Origin of the sequence: Novosphingobium sp. HR1a, from assembly GCF_015594425.1 — a bacterium.
Classification (GTDB): domain Bacteria; phylum Pseudomonadota; class Alphaproteobacteria; order Sphingomonadales; family Sphingomonadaceae; genus Novosphingobium; species Novosphingobium resinovorum_A.
In genome coordinates, this window is the sequence record NZ_JABXWS010000051.1 from 169777 (window position 1) to 187693 (window position 17917).

Consider the following 17917-nt stretch of genomic DNA (forward strand, 5'->3'; position numbering starts at 1 on the left):
GCGGGTTTAGAGGATACACTACTCCCGCTCACCCTGAGCCTGTCGAAGGGCGCAAACAGTCAGCCCAAGTTCAGACGAATCGTGCTACACACAAGATCAACGCGGGGTGCGTTAACTGAGGAAGAAGGCCATGAAGACGCTTGCGATCTGCGCGACACTCGCTGTCGCTTCGCTGCTCGCCATGCCTGCCGCCGAGGCCCGCACCAAGCTGACCGGTGAGCAACAGCTCGCCAAGATGCTGGACGGGCGCGAAGCCGGCAAGCCGGTGAGTTGCATCCCCTATTCGCAGACCCAGAACACGACCGTGATCGACAAGACCGCGATCGTCTACCGGGTCGGCAGTACACTTTATGTCAACCGGCCGACCAATGTGGATCGGCTGGACGATGACGATGTCATGGTGACCAGACTGTACACCTCGCAGCTGTGCCGCCTCGACACCGTGCAACTGCATGACCGCAATGCCAATTTCATGTGGAATGGCTTCGTCGGCCTGCAGGATTTCGTCCCTTATAAGAAGGTCGCATCGGCCAACTGAGCCTGAGCGGTCGCACGAAGAAGGCGGTCGGGGATTTCCCCGACCGTTTTCTTCGTTTTTGCTGCATCGCAGCGACTATCCGAACGGGTTAGCCACTCCGATACGGTTGTCCTGCCGCGCCAAGTCTGAAAACCTCCTCATGTACCGAGATCAATTCGATCTCGTCACCGTGGAGGATTCGGGCCGTGCAGGACCCCACCCACCCGCAGGCCCTGACGCCTCTCAAGCGCGCGGCCGTCTACGCAAGCGTCATCCTGACCCTCGTGGGCATAGTCGATGCCTTGCACAATATCCCTGTGGTATCCGGCTGCGCCTTCTACGGCGACTGCGAGAGGGAATCCTTCCGCGATCCTCCCGGTAAACTCGGCAAGGACGTCCCGTGAGCGGCGAGGTGCCGGCGCTGGTCGTCTACGATGGCGAGTGCATCTTCTGCCAGAACTACGTGCGCATGCTCAGGCTGCGCGACAGCGTCGGCCCCGTCGAACTCGTCGATGCGCGCAGCGACGACCCGCGCGTGGCCGCGATCGCGGCGCAAGGCTTCGACCTCGACCACGGCATGGTCTTCTCCTACCGCGAACGGATTTACCACGGCTCCGACGCTGTGCATGCGCTGGCGCTGCTGGCGTCGCCCTCCAGCCTGTTCAACCGCATGAATGCCCTGCTTTTTTCCCGCCCCGCCATTGCCCGGCTCAGCTATCCCTGGCTGAAGGCGGGGCGAAGGGCGACCCTGTGGCTGCGCGCGCGCAAGCGCATCGCACAGTCCCCTGCCGCCGGGGACTGACCGGCACCTAACGACACCGAGGGGTAACTTATGTCGTCAGCACCAGGCACTTCGCTTTTCCGCCCGGTCGCGTGGCGCAGCCTATCGCAGGGCGCAGCAACGCCCACATTCGACGGCCTGACCGCGGTGGCGCCGTGCTGGGGCGTCGCGGCACTGTTCAGCATCGTCGGCGATCCCTGGGGCCTGACCGGGCGCGAAGGCGCGCTCTACATGCTGCTGGCGTGGTCGGTCGTGGCCACCAGCGTGATGACGATCCTGTTCCCGCGCAAGACTTACGCCTTCGTCGCCCTCGCCGCCTGCACAGTCCTGCTCTACGCACTGCGTCTGCCCGTCGCATCCAACAACAAGACGATCACCACGATGTTCGACTTGTGCATCCTGCTCAGCGGTACAGTGCTGGCCGCGCAGGGGAAACTGACCCGCGAGCGCCTTTACGAGTCCCTGCGCACCCCGGCGCGACTGATCCTCGCGACGATGTACTTCTACGGGATCTTCCATAAGATAAATACCGACTTCCTCGATCCCACCGTCAGTTGCGCGGTCGGCCTCTACAAGCCGCTGGCCGAGCCGTTCGGGCTGGAGGACAACCTCGTCGGCCGTTACCTTGCGATCTGGTCGACGTTCGTGATCGAGGGTATCGCCATCGTCGCGCTGTTCTGGAAGCGGTGGTTCGCGATCGGCCTGACCAGCGCGCTGGTGTTCCACTATATCATTCCGATCTCGGCCTACAGCTGGTACATGGACTTCTCCAGCCTCGTCTTCGCGCTCTACATGCTGACGATGCCGCGCGAGGCCAGCGCGAAGATCTACGAGATCACCTGCCGTCATGTCGTGGAGCCGCTGCGCAGCCTGTTCGGCCGCATCGGCATTCTGGCGCCGATAGCCGCGCTTCTGGCGATCGCCACGCTGGTCGTGCTGCTGCTGGCGCTCGCGAACCCGGGCCGCCCCGCGCTCATGCTGCTGCACTCGATCTTCATCCTGACCTGGGCAGTGGTCGGCGGCGTGGCGATGACCGCGATGATCTACGCAGCGATGCTGTACCTGCCCTATCGCGGAGGAACCGCCGGTCGCAGTCCTTATGCTGCATGGAACTGGATCGTCCCGGTACTCTACTTCGTCAGTTGCCTGTCACCCTACCTCGGGCTCAAGACCGAAAGTTCGATCAACATGTTCAGCAACCTGCACACAGAAGGCGGCACCACCAACCACCTGCTGTTCTCGCGCCCGCCCTATCTGTTCGACTACCAGCGGGACGTGGTGCAGGTCGTCGCCTCGTCAAGCCCCTCGCTCACCCGCACGGCGAAAGAGGGCCGGATGAACGTGCTGTTCTCGATCGAGGAATTCCTGCGCCGTCATCCCGACCAGTGGGTAACCTATGTTCACGACGGCCAGTTGATCGAGCAGGCGACGGCCGCCAGCCTGACGCTGGAATCCGCGACCTGGCTTGAACGCAAGCTGCTCATCTTCAAGCAGGTCGACCCCAACCGGCCCAAGGTCTGCACGCACTAGGACCGGTCAGGAAGCCGACCCCCAGCCGATCGGACCGGGCTTGCCGCTTACTCCCACTCGATTATTTCCTAACATCCTAACCGATTGATTTTTAGGGAAAAAATATTTCTCGCCCAAAACTATACCGTCAGCGACACCGACAAAGAACAGCGCTTTTGAAATCATTGGACTTTTTGGCCATATGCCAAATTCAATGGTTTCGCCATCTATCGCCGACGACGAAATTGCAGGGTCCAAACTGCTCGTCCCCAGCGTCATTCGCCGTTTCTACGCCAGGTTACTCTGGCCGGCATTCGCGCCTCTCTGGGCTATACCGTCATAGGCATTTTTTGCCAATCGGGCGACGGACCAATCGGCTCAGTTCCCTATAGAGAAATTGTAATCTTCGCGCTACACATCCCTCCAGTCTGTAGTGCGAAGGTAGCAAATGCCGACACCCCATAATCCGCCCGCCGCGGTGAGGCGCGCGCTGCGCAAGCTTGGCGCGGACATCCATGATGCCCGTCGCCGTCGTCGGCTGCCGATGTCAGTTGTGGCCGAGCGAGCCTTCACGTCGCGTTCGACGCTCCAAAAGATCGAGGCGGGCGATACCAATGTCAGCATCGGTATCTATGCCGGCGTCCTTCAGGCGCTCGGTCTCCTGGAAGGATTGAGCCAGATCGCCGATATCGGCAACGACAGCGTCGGTCAGGCATTGGCCAGCGCCGATTTGCCGAAGCACGCCCACCCGAAGCGGCCGACCGGAGCGTCGCGCGATGGCTGATTTCGAGGTTCATCTCGACCTTCATGGCCACACGCGCCCAATCGGGTTGGCGCGGGGCAATCGCGTCCGTGGCGCCGAGACCATCATGTTCGAATATGATCGCGGCTGGCTTGAGGACCCGGATCGCTTCTCGCTTGAGCCGGCTCTGGCCCTGACGCGCGGGGCATTCGCGCCACCCGCTGGTCTGGCGACCTTCGGCTCTATCGGCGATTCCGCGCCCGACACCTGGGGACGCCGCCTCATGCAACGCTCGGAGCGGCGCAGCGCCGAGCGCGATGGCCGCCCCGTGCGCAGTCTGGCCGAAAGCGACTATCTGCTCGGCGTCGCCGACGAGACCCGACTTGGCGCGCTTCGCTTCCGTTGGGTCGGCGAAGAACAATTCCAAGCGCCGATCCGCGCCGCCGTGCCCGCCCTGATCGAACTCGGCCGACTGCTTCAGATCACCGAACGCATTCTGCGCGATGAGGAAACCGACGAAGACCTCCAGCTCATCTTTGCGCCCGGCTCGTCACTTGGCGGAGCGCGGCCCAAGGCCTCGGTCGTGGACCAGCACGGTCATCTCTCCATCGCCAAGTTTCCCAAAGAGACCGACGACTACAGCATGGAGACATGGGAGGAGATCGCCCTACGACTGGCGGGCCAAGCCGGCATCGCCACGCCGCTTCACGAACTGATCGATGTCGCCGGCAAGAAGGTCATGCTGTCGCGGCGCTTCGATCGAGAGGGTGCGGTCCGCATTCCCTTCCTGTCGGCGATGGCGATGATGGGAGCCAAGGATGGCGAGCGCGGCAGTTATCCGGAGATCGTCGACGCCCTGGCCGAGCATGGCGCGCAGGGGAAGACCGATGCCCACGCCCTTTATCGCCGTGTCGTCTTCAATGTGCTGATCTCAAATGTCGACGATCATCTGCGCAATCACGGCTTCCTCTGGCTGGGTAAGGCCGGATGGTCACTGTCCCCAGCGTATGACCTCAATCCCGTGCCGACCGATATCAAAGCGCGAGTGCTGACGACCAACATCGATCTCGATGAGGGCACCTGCTCGCTCGACCTTCTGGAAGAGGCCTCGGAGTTCTTCGCCCTCACGTTGGCGCAGGCTCGCACGGTCATCAAGGACGTGGCGACCGTGACCTCAACTTGGCGCGAAACTGCAAAGGCGGTCGGCGCGAGACCGGCTGAGATAAACCGCATGGCCAGCGCCTTCGAGCATGACGACCTCAAGCGGGCGCTGGCCCTATGACGAGAACCTTCCTTCACAGCTTCGATCCACCGTCGGCCAGCCCCGTCAACGCCGCTACAGTCGACCTGGACGTGGCGGATATCGAGGACGCCGGCATTCGCGAGGTGCTTCAGACGCCGGGCGCCGCCTATGGCGCGTGGTCCAACCTCATCCGCTGGGTTGGCGACCATCTCGCCATGCAGGATGGCGAATGCAAAGATCAGCTTCACGATATCGCGCACATTGACGGCTGTGGCTGGAGCGCCGCGATCCTTCACTTTTCCCACACATCATACGGAGATCGTCCGGCGTGATCTCCGTCAGCAGCCTGTTTCGGAATGTCGGCAGAATGTCGCGCTCGTAGATGGAGCGCCGCATAGCCCGCGTGCTGTCCGCCATGCGCGATTCCTGGAACCACTTTTCGCCGAACTCGCCGAACCGCTTCGCCTCCTTCAGTCGACGCTTGTCTTGTTGCTTCTCTTGAGCAGGCGACCGCCCCTCAGAAATGGCCCGCTTCGCGTCGATTAGCTTCTCGCGAGCCCTGGCTAGCGAAAGGGCGTCGGGACCATATCGACCGAGCGTCAGCGTCTCGCGCCGTCCGTTGAGCCGGTAGTCGCAGCGGAATACGATGGTCCCTGACGGCTGGACCACGACTTACATACCGTCACGATCGCTCACCTTGTACAATTTTTTCTGTTATTTCAGTGCCTTAATAGAAGTGTTGGTAAGCATGAGAGCCTCCAAATCTGTCCAAACAACAGCAGAGAGGCGCCAATTATACCGTCAGGCCAAAACAGGCGTCGCTGGAAGCGATTTTATCTCGTAATTTCAAATATTTATGGCCAAAAACTATACCGTCAGCAGCTCTCTTAGCCCTGACGGTATAGGTAAACCCCTAACCGAACAAGTTCCCCCATACCGTCCGCTATACCGTCAAATCGGAGCATTGCCCCTCGATAGACGACGATAGATGATGATATTTTTATCGTTTTTTCTCATACGGTTAGATCGCAACATGGCGTGCAATCGGATACCGCCAGAGGCGGTAAAAATCATTCCCACTCGATCGTGCCGGGCGGCTTCGAAGTGTAATCGTAGACCACGCGGTTGATGCCCTTGACCTCGTTGATGATGCGGGTCGCGACGCGGCTGAGGAAGGCCGCGTCGAAGGGGTAGATATCCGCCGTCATGCCGTCGGTCGAAGTAACCGCGCGCAGGCCGCAGACGCTGTCGTAAGTACGACCGTCGCCCATCACGCCCACCGTCTTGACCGGCAGCAGCACCGCAAAGGCCTGCCAGATCGCGTCGTAGAGACCGGCGTTGCGAATCTCCTCGAGGTAGACCGCGTCCGCCTTGCGCAGGATGTCGCAGCGCTCGCGGCTGACTTCGCCGGGGATGCGGATGGCAAGACCCGGGCCGGGGAACGGGTGACGACCGACGAAGACGTCGGGCAGGCCCAGTTCGCGGCCCAGTTCGCGCACTTCGTCCTTGAACAGTTCGCGCAGCGGCTCGACGAGCTTCATGTTCATGCGCTCGGGCAGGCCGCCGACGTTATGGTGGCTCTTGATCGTCACCGAAGGACCGCCGGTAAACGAAACGCTTTCGATCACGTCCGGATACAAGGTGCCCTGCGCCAGGAACTCGGCGCCGCCGATCTTCTTGGCCTCGTCCTCGAACACGTCGATGAAGGTCTTGCCGATGAACTTGCGCTTGGCTTCGGGGTCGGTGACGCCCTCAAGTCCGTTGAGGAACAGCGTCGAGGCATCGACGTGGACCAGCGGGATGTTGTAGTGGCCGCGGAACAGGCTGACGACCTGGTCCGCCTCGCCCATGCGCATCAGGCCGTGATCGACGAACACGCACGTGAGCTGGTCGCCGATCGCCTCGTGGATCAGCACTGCCGCAACGGCGGAATCGACGCCGCCCGAAAGGCCGCAGATCACCCGGCCCTCGCCCACCTGCGCGCGGATTTCCTCGATCTTGGTCTTGCGAAATTCGGCCATCGTCCAGTCACCGGTCAGACCGCAGACATGGCGCACGAAGTTCTTGAGCAGCTTGCCGCCGTCGGGCGTGTGCACGACCTCGGGGTGGAACTGCATCGCGTAGATGCGCTTCTCGTCGTTGGCGATCACCGCGAAAGGCGCGCCTGCGCTCGATGCGACCGGGCGGAAGCCGGGAGCGAGGCTGGTCACCTTGTCGCCGTGGCTCATCCAGACCTGATGCTTCTCGCCGACCTTCCACAGGCCGTTGAACAGCGCGCACTCATCGCCGATCTCGATGAAGGCGCGGCCGAACTCGCCCCCATCGCCGCCGGTCACTTCACCGCCCATCTGATGCATCAGCGACTGCTGGCCGTAGCAGATACCCAGGATCGGGCGGCCGCTCTCGAGGATCACGTCGGGGATGCGAGGACCGTTCTCATCCAGCACCGAGGCGGGCGAGCCGGAGAGGATTACGCCCACCGGGTTCATGCGGCGGAACGCCTCCTCAGCGGCGTTGAACGGGGCGATCTCGGAATAGACGCCGGCCTCGCGCACGCGCCGGGCAATCAGCTGCGTCACCTGGCTGCCGAAGTCGACGATCAGAACGGATTCGGTGGGCTGGATATTCATGGCGAGCCACTAGTCGCGCGCGGGTTGGCTGTCCAGCCCCCGAAACGCGGCAGATGACGCATCATTACTGCGCCAGGCAACCCGTCAGGGCAGTTTTCCATTTCTTTGCGTAGGCTCCGCGATTTTGAGTTCGCATTGCAGCATTTAGCGTCGCAGCGATAATTGCCTATTTTTTAGGCAATCCACTCAAGACTGCTGAAGGCTTGCCGGAGGCCCACGTCAGTCAGATCGACACAGCGATAACAGCAACAGGAGAAAACCGGTCATTTTCGGCGATGACTTGAGCGCAATGCACGCCGAATCGAGCCTCTGTTGCAAGACATGCAACATAACTTGCCCCTTTTGAATTTGCGCAAAATTTGTGCATCGCTATTTGCCGCACCGCAGCAAGAGGCGCCGGAACGCTTCCTGCCGCACGCAAGGCGGAGCGCCGGAACGCTCCGCATATGCGATGAAACGATAAGAATGTTTGCAGGAGCTTTATTATGACCCTCGTGCACCGCACGTTCGGGTTCGCTGCCGCGCTGGGCACCAGCGCGCTGGCGTTCGCGCTTACCCTCGCCTGATTTTCCAGGCGCCGGTGGCGTTACCCTGAATTACCCATGAGAAGGGCGGCCCCAGGGCCGCCTTTTTTCGTACCAGCGTCATGCTGCCATCTTCACAGGCATGGTCACGCCGCCATGCGAAGAAAGCATTGCCTTGCGGCTAGTATCCGGCAAGCGCCATGCGGGCAGATCCAGCAGCCAGTCCGCCGCCCCCGTCCGCAACAACGCACCATGTGCCACCAGGCACGCTGTCACGATCAGCGGCACAGCCAGGAGCGGATAGACTGCTCCTGCCCAGACACTGGTGAGGATAGGCGCAGCGTAGCGCTCGAGGAGGAAGGCCAGCCCGGGCATCATCAGGAAGTGCATGAGGTAGATCGGCAGGGTTCGCTTGGCGAGCCAGGAGGCAGGCGCGATCAGCGCCGAACTCCGACGCACCAACAGCATGCAAAGCATCGCACCGGCCGCTACCGCCAGAATATCCACCGGCAGCAGAAACGTGTCGGACTTCAAAGCCACGGCCGCCCCGACAAGGTACGCCCCGCCCAGTACCAATACGCGCGAAGCCGTTGCGCGCTCGACGAACGCCAGGACCGGGTCCTTCATGCGCACACCAGCGACAAAGAAAATCGCACAGCGCAGCATCTTGGGCTGATGTGCGGACAGGTGCCCTTCGAACATAGTACCCAGCACTGACAGCACTGCACAGAGCAGCAGCGCCGCCCAGACCGGCAGCGGCAAAGTGATCCTGGTCAGCAGGTAATACATGCCCAGCGCCAACAGGTACCATGACATGCGGGTCAGAAGCAGCACGGGCAGGAGGCGGTTATCCGCCGTCCATTCAAACCAGGACGCGGCCGGGTCCATCGGCACCAGGACCTGGTAAATCACGCCCCAGGCGAAGTAGAGGTAGAGCGGCCTCACCAACCGGCTGCGCTGCGTATCGAGGCGCGGCCGCATGACCGACTCAGAAGCGAGAATCCCGGAGACAAGAAAGAACAGGGGCATACGCACCGGCCGGATGAAACCGTTCAAGACATGCCAAGCCGCCGCCAGTTCCACATTGTTCGCCCATGGCATCAACGCAACCTGCTCACCCAGATGCATCATCACCACCAGCAAAATACATCCCGCCTTGGCAAAATTGGGCCAGACAAGGTCCCTCTGGGAAACGTCCGTAATCATGCGCTCTAACCCCCTGTTCAGAGCAGGAAGCTAAGGAGATATATTTATTCCGACGTTAATCATTAGAAGCCGCAGACAAGTAACAATCAATTGCACTGGCGAAGACATCAGAATTACAGATATTTAATTCTGGTAGACGGGCGTCACCCCCCACGCATGTCGTTCCCGCCGCCTGCCTGCATCGCTTCGCCGCAGCCTCGCCGAACCACTGTCGCACCCTTGTGGAAAACCCCGGCCTCGGAGCCGGTTTCGCTTGGGTTTACCCCCCTCAGACCCTATATGCTCGCCATGGCCAGCAATCCCGAAAACAAGAACCAGAACTCCTACGGTGCCGATTCGATCAAGGTCCTCAAGGGCCTCGACGCGGTCCGCAAGCGCCCCGGCATGTACATCGGCGATACCGATGACGGCTCGGGCCTGCACCACATGGTGTTCGAGGTTTCGGACAATGCCATCGACGAGGCGCTCGCCGGTCACTGCGACCTGGTGCTGATCGAACTCAATCCCGACGGCTCGGTTTCAGTCGAGGATAACGGCCGCGGCATTCCCACCGGCATTCACGCCGAGGAAGGGGTTTCCGCTGCCGAGGTCATCATGACCCAGCTGCACGCGGGCGGAAAGTTCGAGAACACCTCGGACGACAATGCCTACAAGGTCTCGGGCGGCCTTCACGGCGTCGGCGTTTCGGTGGTGAACGCGCTGTCGGAATGGCTGGAGCTGACGATCTGGCGCGAGGGCCAGGAGCACTGGATGAAGTTCGCGCACGGCGATGCCGTGGCACCGCTGGTGGTCAAGGGCCCCGCCCCCAAGGCCGAACAGAACCCGGACGATAACGGCTTCAAGAAGGGCACGCGCGTGACCTTCCTCGCCTCGACCGACACGTTCAAGAACGTCACCGAGTTCGACTTCGACAAGCTGGAGCACCGCTACCGCGAACTGGCGTTCCTCAATTCAGGCGTGCGCATCAAGCTGCGCGACAAGCGCCACGAAGAGGTCAAGGAGCACGATCTGTTCTACGAAGGCGGCATCGCGGCCTTCGTGAAGTATCTCGACCGCAACAAGACCGCGCTCTTGGCCGAGCCCATCGCGATCTCGTCCGAGCGCGACGGCATCGGCATCGACGTCGCGCTGGAGTGGAACGATTCGTACTACGAGAACGTCCTGTGCTTTACCAACAACATCCCGCAGCGTGACGGCGGCACCCACCTTGCCGCCTTCCGCGCAGCGCTGACCCGCACGCTCAACAACTATTCCGAGAAGTCGGGCCTGCTCAAGAAGGAGAAGGTCTCGCTGACGGGCGACGACATGCGCGAGGGCCTTACCGCGATCGTCTCGGTCAAGCTGCCCGATCCCAAGTTCTCGTCGCAGACCAAGGACAAGCTGGTCTCCTCCGAAGTGCGCCAGCCCCTGGAAAGCCTGATGGCGGACCGCATGAACGACTGGCTGGAGGAGAACCCCGCCCATGCCAAGTCGATCGTCCAGAAGATCATCGACGCCGCCGCCGCCCGCGAAGCCGCCAAGCGTGCCCGCGAACTGACCCGCCGCAAGGGCGCGATGGACATCGCCAGCCTGCCCGGCAAGCTGGCCGACTGCCAGGAGCGCGATCCCTCGCTGTGCGAACTGTTCCTGGTCGAGGGCGATTCGGCAGGTGGCTCCGCCAAGCAGGGGCGTGACCGCAAGACGCAGGCGATCCTGCCGCTCAAGGGCAAGATCCTCAACGTCGAGCGTGCGCGGTTCGACCGCATCATCTCGTCCAAGGAAGTCGGCACGCTGATCCAGGCGATGGGCACCGGCATCCGCGACGATTTCACGCTCGACAAGCTGCGCTACCACAAGATCGTCATCATGACCGACGCAGACGTCGACGGTGCGCACATCCGCACCCTGCTGCTGACGTTCTTCCACCGCCAGATGCCCGACATCATCCGCGCCGGGCACCTCTTCATCGCCCAGCCGCCGCTCTACAAGGTGTCGAAGGGTCGCTCGGAGGTCTACCTCAAGGACGGTGCCCACCTCGACCGCTATCTGGTCGAGGCCGGCCTCAACGGCCGCGTGCTCGAAACCTCGGGCGGCGCGCGTCTCGGGCCTGACCTCGAAGCGCTGGTCGAGCACGCGATCCGCATGCGCAACCTGATGGCCTTCGTGCCACGCCGCTACGACCCCGTCATCATCGAGGCACTGGGCCTCGCCGGCGTGTTCGAGCCCGACCTGTCGATCGAGGCCCGCAGCGCCGCCCTCACCCGCACCGCGGCATGGCTCGATCGCGGCGACACCGAGGCCCGCTGGTCGGCCCGCCTGTCCGAAGACGGCACCGTCGAGGTCGAACGCCTGTGGCGCGGCGTCACCGATCACCACAAGATCGAAGGCAGCTTCCTCTCCAGCGCCGAGGCCCGCAAGCTCGCCCGCCTCGCCGCCGAGAACGCCGAAGTCTACGCCGGTACCGCGCGCCTGGTGCGCGCCAGCGCAGCCGAGGCAGAGCCCGAGGCGACCGTGGATGCAGACGGCGAGGACGAACCCGTCGTCGCTGCCCGCCCGACCCAGGGCGCGGACGTCATCACCCGTCCCAGCCAGCTCCTCGCGCTGGTGCTTGCCGCCGGTCGCAAGGGCCTGTCGATCGCCCGCTACAAGGGTCTGGGCGAGATGAACGCGGACCAGCTCTGGGAAACAACGCTGGACCCTGAAAACCGCGTGCTGCTGCAGGTCAAGGTCGAGGACGCCGACGTGACGGACGAGATCTTCACCCGCCTGATGGGCGATATCGTCGAACCGCGCCGTGACTTCATCCAGGAAAACGCACTCAACGTCGCCAACCTCGACGTTTGATCCACGCACGGCGTTGATAATCAGAAAGGGCGGGAGCGCACTGGATGCACTCCCGCCCTTTTGCGTGGGCGCTCTTGTCTTGCGCGCTTGCTGAGGCATCATGCTGCAACTGCACAGCTGGAGCCGCCCATGCCCGACACGCTTCCCCTTTCGCTTGACGACGACCTGAAGCACGACCTCGTCACCCGCGGCTACGACCGGCGCAGCTTCGGACGGATCGCCGTGCTGCTCGGCGGCGGGGTCGCGGCGGCGCAGGTCATGCCAGGCTTTGGGCCTGCCTTCGCGCAAGTGCCCAAGGCCGCGACAGGGACCGTCCGGATCGGCGCCAACGAGTGCTGGACCGGCCCCTTCCCCGCCGGGGTGCAGGCCGCGATGAAGGCGGTCACGCAAGGCAACCGCTACGAACCCGACGGCGAGATCCAGAAGCTGCGCGACACCGTCGCAATGGTCGAACGGGTGCCTGCAGATCGCGTCGTCGCCTGGCCGGGCTCGAGCGATCCGCTCGCCCGCATCGCCGTCACGTTTGCGTCTCCTACACGCGGGATCGTCACCGCCGACCCGACCTTCGAGCCGATCTGGCAGGTGGGCGAATGGCTGGGGGCCAAGGTGTCGAAAGTCCCGCTCACACCGACCAACGCTCATGACGTGCGCGCGATGCTCTCCGCCGATCCGAACGGGGGGCTCTACTATATCTGCACGCCCAACAACCCCACCGGCACGCTGACCCCGCTTGCCGACATCGAGTGGCTGCTCGCCGCCAAGCCCAAGGACGCGGTGGTGCTGGTGGACGAAGCCTATCTCCACTTCGCCGGCGCCCCCAGCGCGATGCCGCTTGCCGCGACGCGCAGCGACGTGATCGTGATGCGGTCGTTCTCCAAGCTGTTCGGGATGGCGGGCATGCGCCTTGGCCTGACGGTGGCCGATCCTGCGCTGCACAAGCGGATGATGCGCTACGACGGCGATCTGGTGACGATGATGCTGCCGATCACGGCCGTCGCCTGCGGGACCGCCTCGCTGACGCAGACGGGCGAGATCGCCGCACGGCGGAGCCAGATGGAGGCCGCGCGCGAGGAAACGCTGGCGAACGTCGCGAAACGGGGCCTGAAGGTTCTGCCGGGCAGCCGCGCCAACATGTTCCTTCTCGAATGGAACGACCGTTCGCCCAAACAGATGAGCGAGGCGTTTCTGGCGCAGGGCGTACAGATCGGCCGCTCATGGAGCGCCTATCCGCGGATGTCGCGGATCACCGTGGGTTCGGCCGAGGACATGGCGAAGTTTCGGCTGGCACTGGACCGTATCCTAACTGGGTGAGCTAACGCGTATCATCTCCGCCGAACGGGAACAGCCAGCCAGCATGGCCATTGGGTGTGGCCACGCCTGGTATCATCACGGTGCCGCCCTCACACGCAGACTGGATCATTTCGCTGGTGCGGCATAATGCCGCTGGATCAAGCGGATTGTCGCTGCGGGCAAGAAGGATCGCTTGCGATGGCCAGCGACATTCATTTCAAGAATGGCTGGGTGATGCGGGCGCCGCTCCATGCCGGTGGCGCTCAGCGCGTCATGGCGACGCAACGGAATGCCGGCCAGGAAATCGTTGGTTTGCTGAGATAACGATGGCGCGCCGTTCCTATCCGGCTGGGCCAAGGGTGCTGGTCGCAAACCGCTCTTCGCGAACGGAAGGCCCGGCCATCGATAATGAGCCGGCCAGAGCGGCCGATCCTGCGATCTCGCGCCTCAGTGCGGCAAGCGCGGCTGAGAGGACAGGGGATTACTGCAAGAGAGCTACACTCAAGGCCGATATGGGCACTGAATGTTCGGAATTTCATCACGCATCAGCTGAACGCGCGCCTTGCGGGAGCGATGCGATGGGTCACGAAACAGTCGGAGCATGTCCTGCTCGTCACGTCGAAGCCAGAACTCCAATCCGGTCGAGGGGTCAAATCCCGCGCACGTGGCCAATCGCAGCCCCACACTATCCGCGCGATCCTCCATCCGCCTGCGTTCCGCAAGACTTCCCGCCGTCCCGTCGTGGTAGATGACATGGCCCAATTCATGCCCGGCGACCAAAGCCAGTTCATCGTCGTTAACGGCAAATGCGATCAGCTTGCTGGATATCGCGACGTTACTGCCGTCAGAAAACGCGGTGATCCCCTCACCGGTCTTGATCACGAAGCGCGCTGCGCAAGTCAGTTGCGGCTGGATGTGAACCTCGAAGGCGTTACCGTCACGGCGCAATCCGAGCTGGATCACCTTCGCTACAGGCTGCTGTGCCAAGCGCTGTTCTATCTCATCGGCGATCAGCGCAGCGTCAGGTGAAGCGGCGATTATCGCGCCAGCTGTTTCACCATTGACGGCCAGCAATTCGTCACCCACGCGGACACCCGCAAGGTCCGCAGGGCCACCTTTGACCACGGCAGCGATCTGGGGCTTATCATTCATGCTCAGCAGCTGCGAGACGGCCGGCCGGTCACTTTCGGAATAAGCGCCGATGTAGTCGAGGCTCATTCCGGTACCGGCGGCCTTGCTGGAGCACAAATCCACAGCGGCCAGATTCAGTCTGTAGCCAACCGTGGTCAGTTTCGCCATTTGGACCCGCAAGGCGACGGGCCAGGGTTCGCTCGGCGGCGCCGCGAAAACCGATGGGCTCGATAGCGCCCCTGCTGCAAGAGCCAGCAGGACGAGGGCCCATCTGCAAACCCGATGTTGCAACCGCCTCGGTGCAGCGACAGCGGTGCGATGCACCATGGAACTTCGAATGCCGGTGTTCATAAATCTCATTTTTACCGCAATAAGCTTACCGCCAGAAATGATAGCGCCCTTGCCGCATTGCGAGAAACCGCAATTGGCAAAGCAGATACGGGCCACCCCTGCAATGGCTCGTGCCAGCGGCTTTCAAACGACCTTTTCCATTGGGCGACGTGGGCACACCTCGCATCTTGCTTCGCAAAGCACTCTGCCATCAAGCATCGCGTATCATCAGAAGCGAGCGGCCGCGTGCGGCCAGAACCACGAAAATTCGGCCCAGACCGCTTAAGGAGGAAAAACGGGTCAGTACCGCTGTAATTCCGCCCCACTTCACATTTGCACCGGGGCAGCAAACGGGCACGGGAACATGAACCTGGATCGCCTGGTTTCATTCCTGCCGGGGCTCGGATCGCGATGAGAGGTGTCGTTCGGTGCAGCCGGTATTGTCGCTGCCGAAGCGGTATCGCGGCAATGGCAACGCGGGCGCCCGTTCACGGCAGCAAGGTCAGAACCAGCGGTGATACGCCCTCGATGTACCATTTGACGGCAATGATCGCCGCCGCTGCGCTGCTTGCGTTGACGGCAAACCGGAGTTTGCTGGCACGGCGACCGCGATCATCGGCGCTGATCTCCATCACCGCGGCCATTGTCACGAAAATCACGACCTGCCAGCGCGTTTCAACATACTGGAACGTCGCGCGCGCGGCTGCCCCGCAAAGGGCGAATGCAATCGCCGTAACGAAAAAGCGCATTGATGATAGTAATTGCTGCACCGCGGCATTCTAGGAACTATGGGCCGGATACGCAACGCCGCTTATCGCGTCGCACGCGATGGCCGCCCTATTGATAGCACCAAAACATTTACACCGATCGATCATGTTTGACGGGACGCTCGTCGCTTTCTGGACCACAAAATCCGGCGCAGACATTGCGCGCTGTTGCGGTGCCAGCGAGGCGAGCAAGGCACCGCTAGTCCTGTTGGCTGAAAGCGCCAAACGTCACCGGGACGGCCAGCAGGAACGGCAGCTCGGGGGAGGCAATGCGCGATTCGCTTCCGTTCTCATGAATCAGCACGACCCGTCCGACCCCAGGTGTGGCGACCACCGCCGATACGGTATCAACCCACTGATGAAGAACCTCGCGAACCCGGGCCAACGCCTCAGCTTCGCGGGTTGTCGTGCCGGAAGCTTCCAGTTCAGCCTCGAGGTCGACGATACGGCTGGTAGCAGCATCGATACGGTCGGCGTCGTTCGGATCAGTCATCGCAGCTCTCCTTGCGTCTCAGCCTTAGGAGCCCGGCGGCGCGCCCGACAAGCAAAGGGACGGCCCCATCGCTGCGGCGTTGATCTCATACGCCGCTCGAAGCGCGGATTGATCGGCCGGGGTCGCACCCTGGGCAGTTGCGCCCTGCAGCGCTGACGTGCAGGCTTCACATATGGCGAAGCAAAAACTGGACAAGCTCCGCCCGCGCAGGGTCACCGCACCAGTTCTGGCATTAACGCTTATAGCGGGCCGCATCAGCGGCCGTGCCATGCTGAATTGATCCAGCATGCTCACGGATGCAGCGCCGCTCGGCGGCCCATTCCCGCTCGCCAGGCATGCCTTTTACAGCGGGTTATCCAGCTGGATGATCGCCTCGTCGCTGGCACGCTGGGTGGTCTTGAGCTGGCGCGCGGCCTTGAAGCTGGCGAGCACCGGCGCGTCACGCTCGTAGATGTCGTTGAACGCCTGCAGCGTCCCGTCGATCGAACGGGCGAAGGTGAAGTAGGTGAGATAGACCGGGAAGGTCCGGGTCATCGCCACTTTCTTGTACTCGCCCGCGCGCGACAGTTCGGCGGCATCGGTGCCGGACATGCCGGCGCCCAGGATTGCCATCGTCATGCCCAGTTCCACCGCGCGCTCGGTGCGGATGCAGCCGTGGCTGAAGGCACGCACGTCGGAGTTGAAGTAGGACTTCGCGGGCGTGTCGTGCAGGTAGATCGCATGCGGGTTAGGCATGTCGATCTTCATGAGGCCAAGCGCATTGCTGGGACCAGGCTGCTGAACGACGGTGATCATCCCGTTCTCGGCCTTGTAGCCCTTGTACCCGTTGTTGGCGGCCCACTTCGGGTTGTTCATGACCTTGGCGCCCAGCCCTTCGCCCTTGACGATCGACTGCGGCACCGTCCAGGTCGGGTTGAACACGACCGCGCTGACCGTCTCGGCCAGCTGCGGGGTGGCGGTACGACCAGGCTTGCCCACCACCGTCTTGTAAGTGCGCAGGATCTTGTTCTTGACCACCAGGCGCAGCTGGAATTCCGGCACGTTGGTCATCAGGTAGACGGTCCCGAGATCGCGGGCGAGCCAGCGCCAGCGGTCCATGTTGGCCTGGATCAGCGCGCGGCGATCCTTCTGCGCCATCGGCGTGGCGTTGAGCGCATCCTTGAGCGCGGCATAATCCGGGTTGGTCGGCGCGAGCTTGGCGACGACACCGGCAACGTCATGGTCGGACAGCGCCTGCGCCATAATCTGCTGGGTGGGCATGGTGTCCTGGTCGGGATCGACCGCGAACCACTGGACGCGCGCAGGCATCGGCGTGCGGCCGTCGCGCAGGTCCTCGATCAGCCAGGCGAAGACGCGGCTCGCGAGCGCGTCGAGCGCATCGCCCTCACCCTTGGCGATGGCGGCCTTGAGCGCGGCGGGCTGGTAGTCGGCCGGGATCAGGCCTTCCTTGCCGATGTAGCCGATCGTGGAGAGCAGCGCCTGCGCATCCGACACAGTCCAGGGCATGACAGGCTCGGCCAGCGTCACTTCCTGCACGATGGGAGAGGAGACAGTCGGCGCCTGTACCGGCACGGCGCCCGGGGCAGAGGAGGGCTGCGCGGTGGGGACCGCAGCGGGGCGAACCGGCCTCGCGGTCGCAGGGGCCGTGGGTGTCGGCGTCGCGACGGTCGGCGGGAGCAGGTCCTCGGGCAACTTCTCGGTCTTGATCTTCTGCGCCTGAACCGGCTGCACGCCGACAGCCAGAAGCGTCAGCGCCGAGACGACGCTGGAACCGAAGCGCTTGAAACTCACCATATTGCCTTGAAACCTGCCCGATGGAGACCTTGGGGGGAAGACGCGCGGCGCTCTCCAAGGTTGCCGCCACGCCGCATAGATGTGCCCGTTTACGCGCCATTCTTCAAGGATGCGACATGTCCCGGCGATGAATTGCT

16 protein-coding genes and 1 pseudogene are annotated in these 17917 nt (G+C 62.8%); 8 read left to right on the top strand and 9 right to left on the bottom strand.

Features of this window, described 5'->3' with window-relative positions; all coding sequences use genetic code 11:
• Nucleotides 1–130: 130 nt before the first annotated feature.
• The 4 genes from HWN72_RS14385 to HWN72_RS14400 all read left to right on the top strand — a co-directional run bounded on the left by HWN72_RS14385 (nt 131) and on the right by HWN72_RS14400 (nt 2828).
• The gene (locus tag HWN72_RS14385; protein WP_008827763.1) at nt 131–538 is read left to right on the top strand and encodes a hypothetical protein; all 408 of its coding nucleotides are present in this window, start codon (nt 131–133) and stop codon (nt 536–538) included.
• 185 nt (nt 539–723) lie between these two features.
• On the top strand, nt 724–921 hold the full coding sequence (locus HWN72_RS14390; RefSeq protein WP_008827762.1) for a hypothetical protein: 198 nt from the start codon (nt 724–726) through the stop codon (nt 919–921).
• Nucleotides 918–1319 (top strand): DCC1-like thiol-disulfide oxidoreductase family protein, encoded by a 402-nt coding sequence (locus HWN72_RS14395; RefSeq protein WP_008827761.1) that lies wholly within the window; start codon nt 918–920, stop codon nt 1317–1319. The genes HWN72_RS14390 and HWN72_RS14395 overlap by 4 nt, the downstream gene beginning before the upstream one ends.
• Before the next feature lie 30 nt (nt 1320–1349).
• A complete protein-coding gene (locus tag HWN72_RS14400; RefSeq protein WP_008827760.1) occupies nt 1350–2828 on the top strand; it encodes a hypothetical protein in 1479 nt (492 codons plus the stop codon).
• A gap of 6 nt (nt 2829–2834) precedes the next feature.
• Here HWN72_RS14400 and HWN72_RS14405 read toward each other — a convergent pair whose 3' ends face one another.
• Complete coding sequence (locus HWN72_RS14405; RefSeq protein ID WP_172704866.1) at nt 2835–3086, bottom strand: hypothetical protein; 252 nt, start codon at nt 3084–3086, stop codon at nt 2835–2837.
• Between the two features lie 169 nt (nt 3087–3255).
• Here HWN72_RS14405 and HWN72_RS14410 point away from each other — a divergent pair, with 169 nt between their 5' ends.
• Complete coding sequence (locus HWN72_RS14410; protein ID WP_008827759.1) at nt 3256–3591, top strand: helix-turn-helix domain-containing protein; 336 nt, start codon at nt 3256–3258, stop codon at nt 3589–3591.
• Nucleotides 3584–4831: a type II toxin-antitoxin system HipA family toxin gene (locus tag HWN72_RS14415; protein WP_008827758.1), complete on the top strand. Its 1248-nt coding sequence runs from the start codon at nt 3584–3586 to the stop codon at nt 4829–4831. Before HWN72_RS14410 ends, HWN72_RS14415 begins: the two co-directional genes overlap by 8 nt.
• A 128-nt stretch (nt 4832–4959) precedes the next feature.
• Here HWN72_RS14415 and HWN72_RS14420 read toward each other — a convergent pair.
• The 3 genes and pseudogenes from HWN72_RS14420 to HWN72_RS14430 all read right to left on the bottom strand — a co-directional run.
• A pseudogene (locus tag HWN72_RS14420) lies at nt 4960–5497 on the bottom strand (tyrosine-type recombinase/integrase); the annotation flags it as partial.
• A gap of 365 nt (nt 5498–5862) precedes the next feature.
• Nucleotides 5863–7422 (bottom strand): glutamine-hydrolyzing GMP synthase, encoded by a 1560-nt coding sequence (guaA, locus tag HWN72_RS14425; protein WP_036526850.1) that lies wholly within the window; start codon nt 7420–7422, stop codon nt 5863–5865.
• Nucleotides 7423–8066: 644 nt separating this feature from the next.
• On the bottom strand, nt 8067–9152 hold the full coding sequence (locus HWN72_RS14430) for an acyltransferase family protein (protein ID WP_211150505.1): 1086 nt from the start codon (nt 9150–9152) through the stop codon (nt 8067–8069).
• Nucleotides 9153–9440: 288 nt separating this feature from the next.
• Here HWN72_RS14430 and gyrB point away from each other — a divergent pair, with 288 nt between their 5' ends.
• Both gyrB and HWN72_RS14440 read left to right on the top strand, forming a co-directional pair.
• Entirely contained in the window at nt 9441–11975 is a 2535-nt protein-coding gene (gene gyrB, locus HWN72_RS14435; protein WP_008827630.1) for a DNA topoisomerase (ATP-hydrolyzing) subunit B, read from the top strand.
• A gap of 129 nt (nt 11976–12104) precedes the next feature.
• Nucleotides 12105–13286 carry a pyridoxal phosphate-dependent aminotransferase gene (locus tag HWN72_RS14440; protein WP_036526848.1) on the top strand — a complete coding sequence of 394 codons (1182 nt, stop codon included), beginning with the start codon at nt 12105–12107 and terminating at the stop codon, nt 13284–13286.
• Nucleotides 13287–13391: 105 nt separating this feature from the next.
• Here the strand turns inward: HWN72_RS14440 and HWN72_RS14445 are convergent, their stop codons facing one another.
• From HWN72_RS14445 to HWN72_RS14465, 5 genes are all read right to left on the bottom strand, one after another.
• Nucleotides 13392–13622, bottom strand: a complete 231-nt coding sequence (locus HWN72_RS14445; protein ID WP_172704853.1) for a hypothetical protein — start codon at nt 13620–13622, stop codon at nt 13392–13394.
• 144 nt (nt 13623–13766) lie between these two features.
• Nucleotides 13767–14564 carry a M48 family metalloprotease gene (locus HWN72_RS14450; RefSeq protein ID WP_037516829.1) on the bottom strand — a complete coding sequence of 266 codons (798 nt, stop codon included), beginning with the start codon at nt 14562–14564 and terminating at the stop codon, nt 13767–13769.
• A gap of 650 nt (nt 14565–15214) precedes the next feature.
• Entirely contained in the window at nt 15215–15475 is a 261-nt protein-coding gene (locus HWN72_RS14455) for a hypothetical protein (RefSeq protein WP_008827633.1), read from the bottom strand.
• Between the two features lie 217 nt (nt 15476–15692).
• A complete protein-coding gene (locus HWN72_RS14460) occupies nt 15693–15986 on the bottom strand; it encodes a hypothetical protein (RefSeq protein WP_051586924.1) in 294 nt (97 codons plus the stop codon).
• Nucleotides 15987–16328: 342 nt separating this feature from the next.
• Nucleotides 16329–17780 carry a L,D-transpeptidase family protein gene (locus HWN72_RS14465; RefSeq protein ID WP_008827635.1) on the bottom strand — a complete coding sequence of 484 codons (1452 nt, stop codon included), beginning with the start codon at nt 17778–17780 and terminating at the stop codon, nt 16329–16331.
• Nucleotides 17781–17917 lie beyond the last annotated feature (137 nt).